The following is a 15,381-nucleotide window of genomic DNA, read 5'->3' as shown; positions in this document are numbered from 1 at the left end:
AGAACGAAGCTCATCGGCTATTGGATATGTCTAATTTCTTTCCCGTACATGTTCAGTTGGTAATCTATCGCGTTTTCGTTCCCACATAGGCCCGATTTCCGCGAACGGTCGGAGCGATAGAATGAACGGTATATTGGGAACAGAAACAACAGCAAATACCCTACCGAGGCAAAGAGGTCTCAGATGCTCAAGTACGAGTCCGTCGTCAACGACCTGAAGCTCAAGATCGAGGACGGCACCTTTGCGGCAAACTCGCAGCTCCCGACCGTCACCCAGCTCTGCGAGCGCTATGACGTGAGCAAGATCACCATCAAGAAGGCCATGGACGAGCTCGAGCAGGCGGGGCTCATCTCGCGCAGGCGTGGTTCGGGCTCGTTCGTCAAGAACGTGACCCATGGCACCGCCGAGGCCGCCCGCTGGGAGATGTCGAGCCAGATGCAGGGATTCACCGGAGAGCACGGTTCTCTCGGCGAGACCGTCGAGACGAAGGTGTATGACTTCTCGGTGGTCTGTCCGCCTGAGGACGTCGCACGAGCCCTCGGGATGGACGAGGACACGTTCGCCTACCACGTCTGCCGCACACGAGCGGCCGAGGGCGTCATCCACTGCATCGAGTACACCTATATGCCCATCGACGTGATACCGGACCTCCGGCGCAAGAACGTCGAGACATCCATCTATACGTACATCGAGAAGGACCTCGGCCTCAAGATCTCGAGCGCCCACCGCATCGTCAGGGCATCACTCCCCACACCGCAGGAGCAGGAGCGTCTCGAGGTGGGACCCATAGAACCCCTGCTCGAGGTCGAGCAGGTGGGGTTCCTCGACGACGGCGTGCCCTTCGAGTGGTCGATCTCCAAGCACAGCCATGCCTACGAGTTCAGGAGCATCTCGACCAAGTAGGCGCACGCCCGCAGAGCACCATTTGCGTCATGACACTGTCTACCAGCGATGATGTCGATTCGTATCCAAGAAGTACCCAACGATTTGAGATTGTCCCTTGCATCAGGCGACTCATTTGCTACTATAGACAAGCTGCTTCAAGGGGTGGCGAAACGGTGGGTGTAGCTCAGTTGGTAGAGCGACGGACCGTGGCTCCGTAGGTCGAGGGTTCGAGACCCTTCACCCACCCCATACAGTCGAATACGGATCGTTAGCTCAGCTGGTAGAGCAGGGGACTCTTAATCCCAAGGTCCAGGGTTCGAATCCCTGACGGTCCACCATGTATTAGACAGGACGCTGTGCATATGCACGGCGTCCTTTTTTCTTCGCGGATGACGCCCATGCCATGCAGATGCGAACCCCTCGAGGAAGCTGTCCCCAGACGCCGACAGGTTCCTCTCGAAGGTGTGTCACTCTGGGCAGGCAACCCCGTGTCGGCCCGACGTTGCCTGCCCAGAGTGACACCGAGGCCCTGCTGATGGCGTCTCGCGGGTCACCAGGGCCAGGCAACGCTGTGTCCCAACCAGGTTGCCTGCCCGAAGTGACCCACATATGACACGAGGGCCCCGCAGGGCCCTCGTCATGAGGCAGAGGCTGTGATGGAGCCTACAGGAAGCGATAGGAGACCGTGCGGACGCCCCAGTCATCGGAGGAGCTCGCACCGAAGGCACGCTGGCAGGCAGGCGACAGGTCGAGGGCACGGCCAGGAAGGCCACCGCAGTCGGTGACCTGCGCCGTGATGGTGGTACCGCCGTAGCTGATCTCGACGTAGCGATAGAAGTAGCTCGAGAAGTTACTCCAGCGCATGGGAATGGCCACGGTACGCGTGGTCCAGTCGAACGGGATGCCCGTCGCAGTGGAGGTCCCTGCCTCGTCAGGGTCGTACCCGCTGGCGAGACCCGTGCTCCACGAGGAGTCGGTCTGACCGCCCGATGAGGAGCCTCCCCCGTCGCTCGTTCCGCCCGAGGACGACCCGCCCTCGTCGGTAGAGCCGGCCGAGGTGGAACCGGAGTCACCGGCAGGTTCCGCAGCGTCTGCCGAGGAGTCACTCTGCACCTGGGCCGCAGCCTGCTGGGCCTGCTCCTCAGCCGTCTGCTGTGCCACCTGCTGGGCGGCGATGTCCGAGAGGCGCGAGTCGATCTGGGCGTTCTCGGAGGTGAGCTGCGAGACGAGCTGCGTCGCCTCGTCCTGGTTCTGCTGGTTCTGCGTATAGAGGTCGGTCAGCTGCTGCTTCTGGGAGTCGAGGTCCGCCTGCTCGGCCTTGACCTCGTCGACGGCATCCGTGAGGGAGTCGGTGACCTTCGAGTAGTAGGTGACCCGGCTGATGAGCTCGTCGAAGGTGCTGCTGCTCGTCAGGATGGAGAGGAGGTCGGCGTCGTTGGAGGTCTTGTACTGGTAGCTCACGAGGTCAGAGACGTGCTGCTGGGCCTCCTGGAGCTTGTTTGCCGTATCGGTCGCCTTCGCCTCGAGGTCTTGCATCTGGGCGGAGAGCTGGTCGGACTCGTCAGCGAGCTGCGTGGCCTTGGCCTGCTGCTCGGCAATCTGGGACGAGTTGCTGCTCTCCTGGGCCGAAAGGTCCGAGGCTTCGTCGGCACGGGCACCCGACGGGAGGCAGAGCAGGGTCACTGACACCATCATGGCCACGGCCATGACTGACAACGGACGAACCTGGTGAGAGGGCAGAGACACGGGCACTCCTTGGTCGGCCGACAGATGCTGCAGACCTGCCGGCTCCGTACCCCAGACAAGCTGCTCTCTCACCATATGGCATGAGCACGGCCCGACACCGCTCGCTGAAACGAATCCATGGGAAGAACCGCCTTGGAAGAGGCGAGGACGGCGTCACGCAGCCTACCCCAGCAGCGCGAGCACCTCTCGCTTGGTCGAGAGGAACCCGTCCGTGAGCTCGAAGCCCTCGCGCTCGTCGCGAGCGCAGGGCACGCGTACCTCCCCAACCAGGCGGCTCGGCTCCCCCGCCGACGGCCGGCCCCTCATCACGATGATGCGGTCGGCCATCGAGACGGCCTCGTCGACGTCGTGCGTCACGAGCAGGACGGAAAGCCCGAGCTCGCCCATCATGTGCAGGAACCAGCCACGGAGGTCGACGCGGGTGATGGCGTCAAGGGCGCTGAAGGGCTCGTCGAGAAGGACCATCTCGTCATCCATGAGATAGGTGCGCAGGAGGGCCGCACGTTGCCGCATCCCACCCGAGAGCTGGCAGGGGTACTGGCGCTCGCAGCCCTCGAGGCCGAACCGGACGAACAGGTCGGCGGCCCGCGACCGTGCCTCGGCCTTCGCCATGCCAGAGACGAGCAACGGCAGGCAGGCGTTGTCGAGGATCGTGCGCTGAGGCAGGAGCAGGTCCTTCTGCAACATGTAGCTGATGTGCCCGGGGTGCCCCGTGACATCCTCGCCATGGAGGAGGACACGACCGGCATCGGGCTCGGTGAGGCCGGCAACCCCGTGGAAGAGCGTGGTCTTGCCGCAGCCCGAACGACCCTACCAGGCACACGAGCTCGCCGGCGGCCACCGTCAAGGAGACGTCCTCGACCACCGGCGAGCCCTCCCAGGAGAGCGTGACCTTCTCCACGTCGAGCACGGGCGTCTGCGCACCCGCAGTCACAGTCTGCCGCTCCCCCATCGTGACCTCCCCTATGCCAGGTAGTCCATCGAGAAGCCCGTCCCGTCCGGGATGGCGACCTCGGTGAGGCTCTCCTGGCCGAGCCACTGGTAGAAGGAGTTCCAGCGGTCCGGGTCGATGACACCCCAGCTGCTTGCCTCGGCCGTGTACTTGTCGGCCAGGTACTCCTGGCTCGCCTTGGCGAGGTCGGCATCCACCTCGGGCGCCGCGGCACACAGGATCTGGGCGGCGTCGTCGGGGTTCTCCTCGGCGTACTCGTAGCCCTTCCTGACAGCGCGCAGGAACGCCTTCGCGGTGTCGGGGCTGTCCTTGAGGAAGTCGTCGTTGGCGATGACCACGGGCGTGTAATAGTCGAAGCGGGCGTCGATGTCCTTGAAGGCGAAGTAGTCGTAGTCGAAGCCCTGCACCTTGGCGTTCTGGACGGCCCAGGCCTCGTAGACCCAGATGTCGTCGAACTCGTCGGCCTTGAGGCCGCTGACCTCGTCGGTGGAGTTGCAGGGGACGAGACTCACGCGCGAGAAATCCCCGCCGTCGGTCGTGACCACGCTCTTGATGATGGCCTTCTCGACGTCCTGGTCCCACGTGGCATAGCGCTTGTCCATCATGCCCGCCGGATGCGTGATGCCCTCACCGGCACGGCTCATGATGCCGCTGGTGTTGTGCTGGATGACGGCGGCAACGGCCGTGACCGGCAGTGGGTCGGACGAGCCGAGGTAGTTGGCCATGGTGTCCTGATAACTCATGCCGACCTGGGCCTGGCCCGTGCCCACGATGGCGTCGGCGCCGTCCTCGGGGGGCTGCACGACCTCGACCGAGAGGCCCTCGTCAGCGAAGTAGCCCTTGGACTGTGCCACGTAGATGCCGGTGTGGTTGGTGTTGGGGGTGTAGTCGAGCACGAACGAGAGCTGCGTGAGCTCGCCGGTCGTGGCAGCGGTCGTGGCACTCGAGGCCGAGGCGGAGGTGCTGCAGCCGGAGATGCCGAGGCCTGCCAGGGCCACGGCTCCGAGCCCTGCCGTGCGGAGGAACTGCCGACGGCTCATGTCCATGTGAGAAACGCTCATTGTGATTTCCTCTCTGCCCTCTTCCAGGGCATAAGCACGCGCTCGAGCAGGCCGACGAGGCCCATGAGCGCAAGCGAAAGCGCCGAGATCAAGATGATCACGGCGAACATCTTGTCGTATGAGTAGGACTTGCGCACGCGCGTCATGTAGACGCCGAGGCCGTTGAAGCCACCGAGCCACTCGGCGATGACCGCGCCCACGATGGCATAGGTCGCGCTGATGCGCAGGCCACTGAAGAACTGCTCCGCGCTCGCCGGCAGCTTGGCGTACCAGAAGACCTGCCAGCGGCTCGCCCCCATGGTGCGCATGAGGTCGATGGCGTCCGGGTCGACGGAGCGGAAGCCCCCCGTGAGCGCCACCGTGATGGGAAAGAACGTGGTGAGCACGACGAGAAGCACCTTCGGCAGGATCCCGTAGCCGAACCACAGCACCAGCAGGGGCGCGATGGCCACGGTGGGGACCGTCTGCGAGATGGTCACGAGCGGGCTCAGAGCCCGGTAGACCCCCTCGAAGCGGTCCATGATCACGGCCACGGCAAACCCCACGGCCACGCCCAGCACCAGTCCGAGAAGGGCCTCGGTGATGGTGGAGGTGGCATGGTATGCGAGCAACGGGGCATCGCCCACGAGCGCCTCGACGACCTCGACGGGGCTCGGCAGCAGGTAGGAGGGCACGAGGCCCACAGAGCAGACCAGCTGCCACACGAGGATGACACCCACCACCGTGAGGGTGGGTGGGAGCCATCGGGCCGCGCGCGAGGCAGGTACGTTGCTATCGTGTGCGTGGGACACGGGGCCTACGCCGCATCCTCGGACGAGAAGAGCTCCTCGCCCTCGTGATACTTGCCCACCTTGTGCTCGGTCGTCATGACCGTGCCGTTGGGACGGTAGTCGATCTTGGCATAGCACATCATGGATCCGCAGCCGGCCTTGGCAGCCACGAGCTGGCAGTTCTTGAGCACCTCCATGCAGGTGTCGTAGTCGCCCTCGATGGCGCTCTCGAACGGGCCTACGAAGAGGCTGACGTCAGCCGTCTTGATGTAGGCGATGACGGCATCCACCACCCGGCAGACCTCGTCGTCCGATGCCGCGTCCATCGGCAGCACCTGAATCGCAACGGAACACTCCATGAACCCTCGCTTCCCGCGCAGGGCCAAAGACAGAGGGCCCCGCGCCTACGTGGGACCCTCGATGCACGTACGAGTGAGTCCCTTCGCTGGCATTACCCAGATCAGGTATGAGGGTCAGGCCCGCCTTGGGACCTCTCTCAGCCGGCGTGCGCCAGCTCCCCTTCGTGCGAGGCTGAGTGTAGCACTGCCGGCGCTCCCCCATGAGGAGGCTTCCGGCCTAGACCAGAAGCCCGACCGACTCCTTGGCAGCCAGGATCCTGCCCACCGACTCGTCGATACGGTCCTCGTCGAGGGTGCCCGCGCTCACGGCCGAGAGGACCCCTTGGTAGGCGCTCGAGAGGTCCTCGGGCATGAGGACCATGTCCCCTCCTGCGGAGAGAAAGTCGACGGCCGCCGTCGCGGCATCGTAGGTCTTGGTGATGGCACCCATCGAGAACGAATCTGACACGACCACACCCGTGAAGCCGAGCGTGCCGCGGAGGACGCCCGAGACCATCTCATGCGAGAGCGATGCAGGGAGCCCGTCCGAGGTCGCGTTGGGTGTCGAGATATGCCCCACCATGACAAGGGGACAACCTGCTGCCACGGCCGCCGAGAAGGGCCTCAGCTCGCACGACTCAAGGTCGGCCATGGTGCGGTCGGTGGTGACGGCACCCGTATGGGAGTCGCCCGCCGTGTTGCCATGACCCGGGAAATGCTTGACGCAGGGCAGTACCTGGGTGGGCAGGAAGGCTGTGACCTCAGCCGAGACCATCGAGGCGACGAGGTCAGGGTCGCTCCCGAACGAGCGCGACCCGATGACCTTGTTGTCAGGGTTGGTGAGCACGTCGGCATCAGGCGCGAAGTCGACGTTGAAGCCGATGTCATGGAGGTAGCCGCCGATGGTCGTGCCCACCTCGGCGGCCTTCGAGGTGTCGCCCGTGGCCCCGATCCGGGCCATGCTCGGGAAGGTCGCGACATCGAAGCAGCCGGACTTGGCCACGCGCGCCACGAGCGGCCCACCTTCCTCGTCCACCGTGAGGAACGCCGGCACACCTGCCCCCGAGGCCTTCGAGGCCGCCAAGGTGTCCGAGAGCATGTCGCGGAGCTGTTGGTCACCGGTGATGTTCTGTCCGAAGTAGCAGAGGCCGCCCACAGGCGTGGCCGCCAGGGCCGAGCGGGTGAGGTCCCCACAGACCGTGGCCGTCTCGACCCCGGTGAGTTGCTCGGGCGTGACGAGGAAGAGCTGGGCCACCTTCTGCTCGAGCGTCATACGAGCGAGCAGGGCCTCAGCAGGGGTAGGTTGCGGCACAGAGGCGGACGTCGTGGCGGCGTACGTCACGTCATCGGCACCAGACGGTGCCGATGCGTCGGAGGCGCAGCCGACAAGGACGGCAGAGGCCCCGGTCCCGACAAGGGCCAAGGCCTCCCTCCTGGAGAAGAGTCTCATAGGACCCCCTCACCACACCACCAGAGGCTACTTGGCCTCGTGGTAGGACTCCTCGGTGTTGACCGACCACACGTTGGCCTTGTCGGTCTTGCCGGCCTTGATGTCGTCGACGGCCTCCATGGCAGTGGCCATGGAGTGGTCCATGTTGTTGTAGCGATGCTGGCCGTTGCGACCGACGCAGAAGAGGTTGCCCTTGTCGTCGAGCCAGTTGATGAGCTTGTCGATCTGGAAGTAGGTGTCGAAGTAGGCAGGATAGGCCTTCTTGACGCGCTCGCGGTGCGAGGCGTGCACATCCTCCGGCCCGTTGATGATGCCCATCTCGGTGAGCTCGGAGATGGCCTGCGCCACGGTGTCCTCCTCGGACATGCACCAGAAGTCGTCGCCCTCGTCGCAGAAGTACTCGAGGCCCATCCACACGGTGTTGTCAGGGTCAGCCACGAGGTACGGCGACCAGTTGTTGAAGATCTGGAGACGACCGACCTTGACCGAGGAGTCCTGCACGTAGATCCAGCAGTCGGGCACGATCGGGGGGTTGCCCAACGTGGGGATGTCGGTCTCGTTCTTGAGCTTGAGGTGGTCGACCAGGAGCCCGACCGTCACGAAGTCGCGATACGGCAGGCCATCGGAGATGGCGCGGATGTCGGTGGGGACCGGCTCGGCGCCCTGCGCCTTGGCACCATCATCAAAGGCGACGACAAGGTCCTTCAGGGGCATGGACGAGATGAACGTGTCCGCCGCGAGCTCATGCTCGGTACCGGCCTGGTCCACATAGACGACCGAGGAGACCTTGCCGTCGGCGGTCTCGACCTTGGTCACCTTCGCGTCGCGGATGACCGTGCAGCCCTCGTCCTCGTCGATCTTCTCGACCGTCTCCCAGAGCTGGCCGGGGCCGTACTTGGGATACCAGAACTCCTCGATGAGGCTCGTCTCGACCTCGCCGTCGTCCTTCTTGGGGACGAGCTTGCTGAAGGCGTTCTTGACGAGGGCCATGATCGAGACGCCCTTGACACGCTGGGCGCCCCAGTCGGCGGAGATCTCACTCGGGTGACGGCCCCAGAGCTTCTCGGTGTAGCCCTCGAAGAACATGGAGTAGAGGGTGCGGCCGAAGCGGTTGATGTAGAAGTTCTCGAGGTTGTCCTCGGGAAGCTTGTGGGCACAGGCACCCAGGTAGGAGGTACCGACCTTCATGGTCTGCGAAAGGCCCATGTTCTTGAACGTGGCAGGCTTGAAGCTCACCGGGTAGTCGAAGAAGTGGTGGTTCCAGTAGATGCGCGAGATGCGGTGACGCTTGAGCATGACCTCGTCCGTGGTGGCGGGGTCAGGGCCGCCGGGCTCGAGCTCGTGCTCGCGTCCGAGCTTCTTGTCATCGTACGAGGCGACGCCCTGCAGCGGCAGGATCTGCCTCCACCAGTCCATGATGCCGTCATCCTTCGAGAAGAACCGGTGCCCCCCGATGTCCATGCGGTTGCCGTTGGCATTCACCGTGCGGGAGATGCCACCGAATACCTCGGTCTCCTCGAGGAGCGTGACGTCATAGGTCTCCTCGCCTCCGTCACGGAGCAGCTCGCGAGCCGCGGTGAGCCCGGCGGGGCCACCACCGATGATGACAACCTTCTGCTTTGACATGAGAGGAGCCCTTCGAGAGACCTGGAAACCCGATTGATTGCAACACATGCGAAACACAACGGAACCGATTCTATACCACCCAGAACACGTAGAGGGCAGCCGACAGAATCACCGTGACTACGACAAGACAGGTGAGCACGGCCATCAACGGCCTAGCGACCTTTCGGGAGGTGACGGATGCCGAAAGGTGTCCCGCGGACGCGGAAGTCGCCGGGGACATGACATGGTCGAGCCCCTTCGCGGCCGCAGCAAGCATCAGCAGCCATGCCACCACGATATAACGGAAGCTCTGGGTGTAGGCATGCGGGAAGAGGAAGCAGAACCTCAGGTACGAGACGAAGACGAACGCAGCGCCCAGACCGATGAGGAGACGTTGCCAAGGCGGCATCACATGCCGTGCGAAGAGACCGACGCAGGCGAGCACGGCAAGCACGATGCCCAAGGCGACCGACACCCAGGTGAGCACCTGCATGAGCGGGCCAGAGAGCCCTTGGCCAGTGACGTAGTACTCGTCGAACAGGGAGCTCTTGAGGGTCTGGGCCCAGATGTTCTGCTCGGCAGAGATGTCCTTGGAATCGAAGTGTGACGACGAGAGCTGCGAGACGCTCGGCAGCCCGATGCGGTCGGCCAGGGTCACCTCGTCGCCGAACACGGGGTCGTCCGCATAGTCCTGGACGTACGAGATGGGGATGTCATACGTCTTGAGGTTGTAGAGGGGGAACGCCAGTGCCAGAGGCACCGCCACGAGCAGGAAGCAGGCATAGGGAGCGACGAGTGCCTTCCAACGGCCACCAGCTCGCAGCTCCCATATGCGCAGGAGGAAGACCACGGCGATGGCGGGCGCCAGCATCGCCGCCGAGAGCTTGGTGGCACACGCCAGACCGAACGAGAGGCCTGCGCCCACGACGAGCCATGAGGAGCGTCGCCACAGGCGGGGCTGCCCATCGGCCCCCTCGTCATCGGCACGCCTGCGCCACATCACGACGAGGAGCACGGCCAGCAGGCAGAGCAGGATGCAGAGCGCGTCGTTGGTCGCCGTGAACGAGAGCCAGATGCCCGCCGGATAGAAGGCCGCGAGCGCGAGGAGGACGTGACGCACGCGGTCCGAGACCTCGAGCTCCCGGAGGAGCTTCCAGAAGACCACCACGCAAGCGCACATGGCGACGCACGTCACGATCGTGGGTGCCTTCCCCACGATGTTTGCCGGAAGGCCGCAGGACCAGAGCAGCCCCATCACCAGGGCCGAGACGATGTAGTAGAACGGCGGGTTGTAGAAGCTCATGACCGTGGTGGGGTCGAAGTCAGGCAGCGCATGGTACTCGAAGAGGTACTCGACGTAGCCAAGGTGTCCCGCGCCGAAGCCGGCGGTGCCCAGCCCGTCATAGGAGCCGGTGTCATGCAGCGAGCAGCCCACGCCCATCCTGGCCGTGAGACATATCCGCAGGACCACGGCGGAGATGATGATGAGGGCATCGAGGTGCCTGGACATCCAGCATCGCCAGGACCGGATCGGTCCGGTCGATGCCGCGGCCGAACCTGTCACGCACCTCGAATGACGCTCGCTGGGCATGCCATGCCTCTCCTGATGGACGACGGGTCCACTCAGTGTAGCGGCGCTCCCTGAAAGGTAGCACTGACCGAAGGGGCTTCGGTCAGGCCCGGGGGCCGAGCAGGCGCTCGCGCATGTAGTCATTGGCCGCAAGCTCCGCGGCATCGTCGAGCGGCTCGAGCGAGCCCGTGCCATAGCGCCGTTCGAGCGCATGCGAGAGCAGGTAGTCAGCTACCCCGGGGTTCTTGGGCAGGAGCGGCCCATGAACATAGGTGCCCACGACGTTCTTGTAGAGGCACCCCTCCTCGCCAGACACGCCATCGTTGCCGAAGCCGGAGAGCACGCGGCCCAGGGGCTCCACACCTGGGCCCAGGTGCGTCCGTCCCCCGTGGTTCTCGAAGCCTACGATAGGCTGCGGCGAGATGCGGCTCTCCACGCAGACGTTGCCGATGAGGCGGGGGTCGCCCCGGTCGGTATAGAGGTCGACGAGGCCCAGACCAGCGATCTTCTCGTCCCCCATGAGGTAGGACTCGCCCAGGAGCTGGTAGCCGCCGCAGACGGCCGCGAGCACGCCGCCGTCCTCGACGAAGGCCGCGAGCTCGGAGCGCTGGCGCAGCAGGTGCTCGCAGACGATGCGTTGCTCGCGGTCGGAGCCACCGCCGATGAAGACGAGGTCGACGTCCGTGAAGCTCGGCGTGTCGTCGATGGCCACCTCGTGGACCTCGCAGCCGAGGCCTCGCCAGGCGAGACGGCTCTTGAGCACGAGGATGTTGCCGCCGTCGCCGTAGAGGTTCAGGAGCTCCGGGTAGAGATGCGCGATGCGGACCGTGCGTGCGCTCATAGGCGCTCCCCCATTCGCTCGAGCTCGGCCTTGGCGGACCAGAGCGCGGAGTAGTTGGTGAGCACATAGAGCGGGCGGTCGCGAGGCAGGTCCGCCACCATGGCGAGCGCATCGGCCACCGAGCCGGCGAGAGGGGCCGTGATGCCCGCATACTTCATGCGGACCTGCACGTCGTTGGCCCGGATGCCGCCGGCGATCACCATGAGGTCAGGCTCCGCGGCGAACCGCTCGAAGTCGACGTCCCAGATCCACGAGATGTCGTTGCCGTCGTTGTCGTGGTCGTTGACCACGAAGAACGCCGCCTTGGGACGATCGTCTGCCAGGAGCAGCGAGATGTTCTGGTTGAAGCCCGTCGGGTTCTTGGCAAGGTTGAGCACAACCTCGCGACCATCGACACGGAACCGCTGCAGACGGCCGTTGGCAGGGTGGTAACCGTCGAGGGCACGTTGGAACGCGTCCGGGGCCACCCCCATGAGATGCGCTGCGACAAGGGCCGCGAGCAGGTTGTAGACCATGTAGACGCCACCGAAGTCCGCCGTGACGCGCAGGGGAGCCGGGAGGCCGGGACCTGACACGTCGAAGGCGACCCCCTCGCGGCCAACGGTGACCTCCGTCGCCGCATAGTCGAGCCGGGGACGTGCGAAGTCGCACGCCGGGCACGAGAACGCACCGAGCTGCGCATACTGTCGGTACTCGTAGGTGAGCTCAGCCCCGCACCTCTGGCAGAAGCGAGCCTCAGGCACACGGTCTGCAGGCAGATGCAGGTCCTCGGCTATGCCGAAGGCGATGACCTTGGTTCCCGCCTCGGCGGCCCGATAGGCCACGCCCATGCAGAGCGGGTCGTCGCCGCAGGTCACCAGAACCGTCTGCGGACTCGCAGCCAAGGCCGCCACGATGGTGTCCTGCACGTGGTCGATCTCCCCGGCCCGGTCGAGCTGGTCGCGGAAGAGGTTCAGGAGCACCAGGTAACGAGGCTTGAGCTCAGGGAGGATATGGATGGTGGAGAGCTCGTCGGCCTCGATGGCGGCCATGTCGACGGCACCGTCGAGGAGGGCCCCCGCCACTCCCGGGACCATGTTGGCCCCGTCACGGTTGCAGGCGACGCTCCGCCCGGAGGCCTCCATGGCCGCCGCAAGGACGTTGTTGGTCGTGGTCTTGCCATTGGTGCCGCACACCACGACAGACCCCTGCAGGATGCCAGAGGAGAGCTCACCGATGACGTGGGGATCGAGCGAGACGGCCAAGCGTCCGGGAAGCTGCGAGCCGGCCCTATGCGCCACCGAGCGCAGGCCCCAACGCACAAGGCGCCCCGATCCGGTCGCGAGCTGCGTCCTCAGGCCCATGCGAGGTGCCTACTCGGCTGCTTCTGCGGTCTTGCCCTCGTCGGCATCCGCAGACGAGTCCCCCGCGGCAGCGGCAGCAGCCGCCGCGACCTCCTCGCGCTCCGCGCGCTCGGCGCCCTTGAACTCGTCAGCCGTGAGCACGTCCTCGATGCGAAGGTTCACACCTTTGACCTCGAGCCCCGTCATGCCGGCGACCTGCTTGACCACGGCGCGCTTCACGTCCTCGAACACCTGCGGCGCATAGGTGCCGTACTCGATGAGCACGGAGATGTTGACCTTGACCGAGTTGTCCGGCATGACCTCGACGCTCACGCCCTTGGCTGGGTTGGAGGCACCGAAGGTCTCCTGCACGCGATTGAAGAAGCTGCCGCGCATGCCGAGGACACCGGGCACGTCACGGACGGCGAGCGCCACGATCTTCTCGATCACACCGTTCGAGAAGGTGAGGGAGTCCTCTCCCTCGAGGTCGTCATCGTCGTCGTAGCTCACGATGCCGTGGCCCTCAGCATCCGTCAGCTCCTCGGCATCAGCTTCGTCCGAAGGGGTGGCAGACTTCTTGGCAGCGTCATCATCCGGCAGGTCAGTCTGCTTGGTATCGGTCTTCTTGGTATCGCTCATATGCACTCCTCGAATGGTCACAGGCTACTTGCGGTTGGACTTGGTCCCGCCGTCAGCGAGTCCCTTGAACCAGTTGATGATCGTCGGGTCACCGTCGAGGTACTGGCCGAACGCGACCCCGGCCACCACGAGGATGACCACGAGCAGGGTCTGCCAGAACCCGATGGCGAACAGCAGGATGGCCGCCAACAGGCCGATGAGGGCGAAGAGCACCGCGTTGCCATGGCCGGGGAACATCTCCTCGAACCACGAGGTGACCGCATGACCGGTCCGCTCCATCGTCTCACGAGCGGCCTTGCCCTGGTCGCGAGATGAGGCTCCCTGCTGCTGGCTGCCAGCGTCGGCATCCTTGCGCGCCTTCGCGTCCTGAGCCTGGGACGCGGCCTTCGCCTCGGTGTCGACGGTCGCCTTGGGCGAACGTCCTTGCGAGCCGGCCGCCTTCTTGGAAGAGTCCTGTGCCATGTCTACTCGCTCCTCTCGTCACGGAGTGGGACGGTGATGTCCCCGGAGTCATCAGGTGATGGTGCGCCGCCAGCCGCGAAGGACTCGAGTCGGTCGAGGTCGAGCTTGGAGGATGCCGAGGGGGAAGGCTCCTGCTGGGGCTCCTCGACGTAATCGGCCATGGGCTCGTGGTCCTCGTCTGCGGGTGCCGCGACCATGTCCGACTGGTCCTCGTGGGGGTCGGTCGGCGTCTGTGGCTCTATGAACTCGAGGTCGACGCTCTTGAGCTTGTCGGCGCAGAGGGCGGCAAGTCCCTCCATGAGGGCCTGATGGAGCTGAGGGCCCTTGGTGGTGACGTCGACCGTCTGATGGGGAAGCACGCGAACACTGACACGGACCTTGCCCGAACGCTTGGCGCTCACGCGGACGTCGTCGGCCAGGCAGCTGCCGTCCTCCTCGATGATGTGGACCGCCTGCGAGGCGATGGCATCACGTGAGACCGTGACCTCTCCCCCATCCACGGACGTGACCACGATGGAGTCGGCCCTGCGCGAGAAGATGCCTCTGAGCAGCGAGACCACGAGCCCTATGCCGAGGATGAGGCAACAGACCTCTATGACGTAGTCATACCAGTCGATGGCCAGGAGCGCCGTGGCCTGACGCGTCCACGGGCCCAGCCAAGGCAACAGCAGCGCAGCCAAGGCGATGCCTCCCGCAAGCGCGAAGACGACGAGCAGAAAGCGCTTGAATCCTCCCACGATGACCCCCTCTTGCAAAGTGCCCGGAGCCGAAGCCCCGGGCACATCTTCGACTGGTTAGAGGATACCCCTTGCGCCGGTCATGAGTCCTGCCAAGCGAGCGGGTAGGACCATGAGGTCAGGGTCTACTCGTCCTCCTCGAGGGCGGCGACGACCTCGTCGGTCATGTTCATGGTGCTATAGACGTTCTGGACGTCCTCGAGCTCCTCGAGACGGTCGATGAGGCGCTGCACCTTCTTGGCGTCCGACGGCGTGACATCGGTAGGGGTGGTGGGCACCATCGTGAGCTCGGAGCCCTTGACCTCGATACCCTGCTTCTCGAGACCTGCGACGACGTCGTTCATGGCGGTCATGTCGCACCAGACGCACCAGTCGTCGCCGGCGTCCTCGTAGTCCTCGCCGCCGGCCTCGGCCACGGCCATCATGAACTCGTCCTCGTCGGGACACTTCTCCTTCTCGACGGCGACCGAGCCCTTGCGCTCGAACTGGAAGGCCACCGAGCCGGACGTGCCGAGGTTGCCGTTGGCATGCGTGAAGGCGGAACGGACATCGGCCGCCGTGCGGTTACGGTTGTCGGACAGGCAGTCGACGTAGATGGCCACGCCTGCCGGGCCATAGCCCTCATACGAGAAGGTCTCGTAGACGGCTGCGTCAGCACCGGCACCGAAGGCCTTGTCGATGGCAGCCTTGATCTTGGCGTTCGGCATGGAGACCATGCGGGCACGCGCGACCGCGGCAGAGAGCGCGGCATTGTTCTCGGGGAGCGGGTCCCCGCCGACGCGGGCCGCGACGGTGATGTTACGCGAGAGCTTGGAGAACAGCGACGAACGCTTGGCGTCGATGGCTGCCTTCTTGTGCTTGGTGGTTGCCCACTTGGAGTGTCCGGACATGCATGTCTCCTCACTGCTGCGTGTGAGGCGCCCTGCCCCGCACGACGAGTCTACGATCACGATGCGTCAGCATCGCGAAACCCTCAATACGATACGCGAATTCACGCCAAAGT

Annotated in this window: 14 protein-coding genes, 2 tRNA genes, 1 pseudogene and 1 riboswitch; of the genes and pseudogenes, 3 read left to right on the top strand and 14 right to left on the bottom strand. The window is 64.9% G+C overall.

Features of this window, described 5'->3' with window-relative positions:
- The first annotated feature begins 183 nt into the window (after positions 1 to 183).
- From LKE50_05855 to LKE50_05845, 3 genes are all read left to right on the top strand, one after another.
- Positions 184 to 903: a GntR family transcriptional regulator gene (locus tag LKE50_05855; protein MCH3968129.1), complete on the top strand. Its 720-nt coding sequence runs from the start codon at positions 184 to 186 to the stop codon at positions 901 to 903.
- 155 nt (positions 904 to 1,058) lie between these two features.
- Positions 1,059 to 1,134, top strand: a tRNA-His gene (locus LKE50_05850).
- Positions 1,135 to 1,147: 13 nt separating this feature from the next.
- Positions 1,148 to 1,223, top strand: a tRNA-Lys gene (locus LKE50_05845).
- Positions 1,224 to 1,548: 325 nt separating this feature from the next.
- Here LKE50_05845 and LKE50_05840 read toward each other — a convergent pair.
- The 14 genes and pseudogenes from LKE50_05840 to LKE50_05775 form a co-directional block, all read right to left on the bottom strand.
- Positions 1,549 to 2,631, bottom strand: a complete 1,083-nt coding sequence (locus LKE50_05840) for a hypothetical protein (protein MCH3968128.1) — start codon at positions 2,629 to 2,631, stop codon at positions 1,549 to 1,551.
- A gap of 162 nt (positions 2,632 to 2,793) precedes the next feature.
- Positions 2,794 to 3,378 (bottom strand): annotated as a pseudogene (locus LKE50_05835) (ATP-binding cassette domain-containing protein).
- A 216-nt stretch (positions 3,379 to 3,594) separates the two neighbouring features.
- On the bottom strand, positions 3,595 to 4,644 hold the full coding sequence (locus tag LKE50_05830) for an ABC transporter substrate-binding protein (protein MCH3968127.1): 1,050 nt from the start codon (positions 4,642 to 4,644) through the stop codon (positions 3,595 to 3,597).
- Positions 4,641 to 5,435, bottom strand: coding sequence for an ABC transporter permease (locus LKE50_05825; GenBank protein ID MCH3968126.1), 795 nt, complete (start codon positions 5,433 to 5,435; stop codon positions 4,641 to 4,643). The genes LKE50_05830 and LKE50_05825 overlap by 4 nt, the downstream gene beginning before the upstream one ends.
- 5 nt (positions 5,436 to 5,440) lie before the next feature.
- The gene (locus LKE50_05820) at positions 5,441 to 5,773 is read right to left on the bottom strand and encodes a thiamine-binding protein (GenBank protein MCH3968125.1); all 333 of its coding nucleotides are present in this window, start codon (positions 5,771 to 5,773) and stop codon (positions 5,441 to 5,443) included.
- Positions 5,774 to 5,833: 60 nt separating this feature from the next.
- Positions 5,834 to 5,945, bottom strand: a riboswitch (TPP riboswitch).
- A 45-nt stretch (positions 5,946 to 5,990) separates the two neighbouring features.
- Entirely contained in the window at positions 5,991 to 7,202 is a 1,212-nt protein-coding gene (locus LKE50_05815; protein MCH3968124.1) for a glycoside hydrolase family 3 protein, read from the bottom strand.
- A gap of 27 nt (positions 7,203 to 7,229) precedes the next feature.
- On the bottom strand, positions 7,230 to 8,828 hold the full coding sequence (locus LKE50_05810) for an NAD(P)/FAD-dependent oxidoreductase (protein MCH3968123.1): 1,599 nt from the start codon (positions 8,826 to 8,828) through the stop codon (positions 7,230 to 7,232).
- Positions 8,829 to 8,898: 70 nt separating this feature from the next.
- Positions 8,899 to 10,317 carry a phospholipid carrier-dependent glycosyltransferase gene (locus LKE50_05805; protein MCH3968122.1) on the bottom strand — a complete coding sequence of 473 codons (1,419 nt, stop codon included), beginning with the start codon at positions 10,315 to 10,317 and terminating at the stop codon, positions 8,899 to 8,901.
- Between the two features lie 163 nt (positions 10,318 to 10,480).
- The gene (locus LKE50_05800; protein ID MCH3968121.1) at positions 10,481 to 11,218 is read right to left on the bottom strand and encodes a glutamine amidotransferase; all 738 of its coding nucleotides are present in this window, start codon (positions 11,216 to 11,218) and stop codon (positions 10,481 to 10,483) included.
- Entirely contained in the window at positions 11,215 to 12,561 is a 1,347-nt protein-coding gene (locus LKE50_05795; protein ID MCH3968120.1) for a MurT ligase domain-containing protein, read from the bottom strand. The genes LKE50_05800 and LKE50_05795 overlap by 4 nt, the downstream gene beginning before the upstream one ends.
- A gap of 9 nt (positions 12,562 to 12,570) precedes the next feature.
- Positions 12,571 to 13,179 (bottom strand): Asp23/Gls24 family envelope stress response protein, encoded by a 609-nt coding sequence (locus LKE50_05790; protein MCH3968119.1) that lies wholly within the window; start codon positions 13,177 to 13,179, stop codon positions 12,571 to 12,573.
- Positions 13,180 to 13,203: 24 nt separating this feature from the next.
- On the bottom strand, positions 13,204 to 13,641 hold the full coding sequence (locus LKE50_05785; GenBank protein MCH3968118.1) for a DUF2273 domain-containing protein: 438 nt from the start codon (positions 13,639 to 13,641) through the stop codon (positions 13,204 to 13,206).
- A 2-nt stretch (positions 13,642 to 13,643) separates the two neighbouring features.
- Positions 13,644 to 14,378 (bottom strand): alkaline shock response membrane anchor protein AmaP, encoded by a 735-nt coding sequence (gene amaP, locus LKE50_05780; GenBank protein MCH3968117.1) that lies wholly within the window; start codon positions 14,376 to 14,378, stop codon positions 13,644 to 13,646.
- Positions 14,379 to 14,503: 125 nt separating this feature from the next.
- On the bottom strand, positions 14,504 to 15,268 hold the full coding sequence (locus LKE50_05775; protein ID MCH3968116.1) for a YebC/PmpR family DNA-binding transcriptional regulator: 765 nt from the start codon (positions 15,266 to 15,268) through the stop codon (positions 14,504 to 14,506).
- Positions 15,269 to 15,381: the final 113 nt, after the last annotated feature.

The sequence above is a fragment of the Atopobiaceae bacterium genome, from assembly GCA_022483015.1.
In the GTDB taxonomy this organism is placed as follows: Bacteria; Actinomycetota; Coriobacteriia; order Coriobacteriales; family Atopobiaceae; genus JALCUE01.
The sequence above is the reverse complement of the archived record's forward strand: the minus strand, read 5'-3'. Positions and strand labels throughout refer to the sequence as shown.

Bases quoted from the DNA above. Each gene is read 5' to 3' on its own strand.
- LKE50_05855 (MCH3968129.1), top strand. From the start codon at position 184: ATGCTCAAGTACGAGTCCGTCGTCAACGACCTGAAGCTCAAGATCGAG.
- LKE50_05830 (MCH3968127.1), bottom strand. From the start codon at position 4,644: ATGAGCGTTTCTCACATGGACATGAGCCGTCGGCAGTTCCTCCGCACG.
- LKE50_05820 (MCH3968125.1), bottom strand. From the start codon at position 5,773: ATGGAGTGTTCCGTTGCGATTCAGGTGCTGCCGATGGACGCGGCATCG.
- LKE50_05815 (MCH3968124.1), bottom strand. From the start codon at position 7,202: ATGAGACTCTTCTCCAGGAGGGAGGCCTTGGCCCTTGTCGGGACCGGG.
- LKE50_05810 (MCH3968123.1), bottom strand. From the start codon at position 8,828: ATGTCAAAGCAGAAGGTTGTCATCATCGGTGGTGGCCCCGCCGGGCTC.
- LKE50_05805 (MCH3968122.1), bottom strand. From the start codon at position 10,317: ATGTCCAGGCACCTCGATGCCCTCATCATCATCTCCGCCGTGGTCCTG.
- LKE50_05800 (MCH3968121.1), bottom strand. From the start codon at position 11,218: ATGAGCGCACGCACGGTCCGCATCGCGCATCTCTACCCGGAGCTCCTG.
- LKE50_05795 (MCH3968120.1), bottom strand. From the start codon at position 12,561: ATGGGCCTGAGGACGCAGCTCGCGACCGGATCGGGGCGCCTTGTGCGT.
- LKE50_05790 (MCH3968119.1), bottom strand. From the start codon at position 13,179: ATGAGCGATACCAAGAAGACCGATACCAAGCAGACTGACCTGCCGGAT.
- LKE50_05785 (MCH3968118.1), bottom strand. From the start codon at position 13,641: ATGGCACAGGACTCTTCCAAGAAGGCGGCCGGCTCGCAAGGACGTTCG.
- LKE50_05775 (MCH3968116.1), bottom strand. From the start codon at position 15,268: ATGTCCGGACACTCCAAGTGGGCAACCACCAAGCACAAGAAGGCAGCC.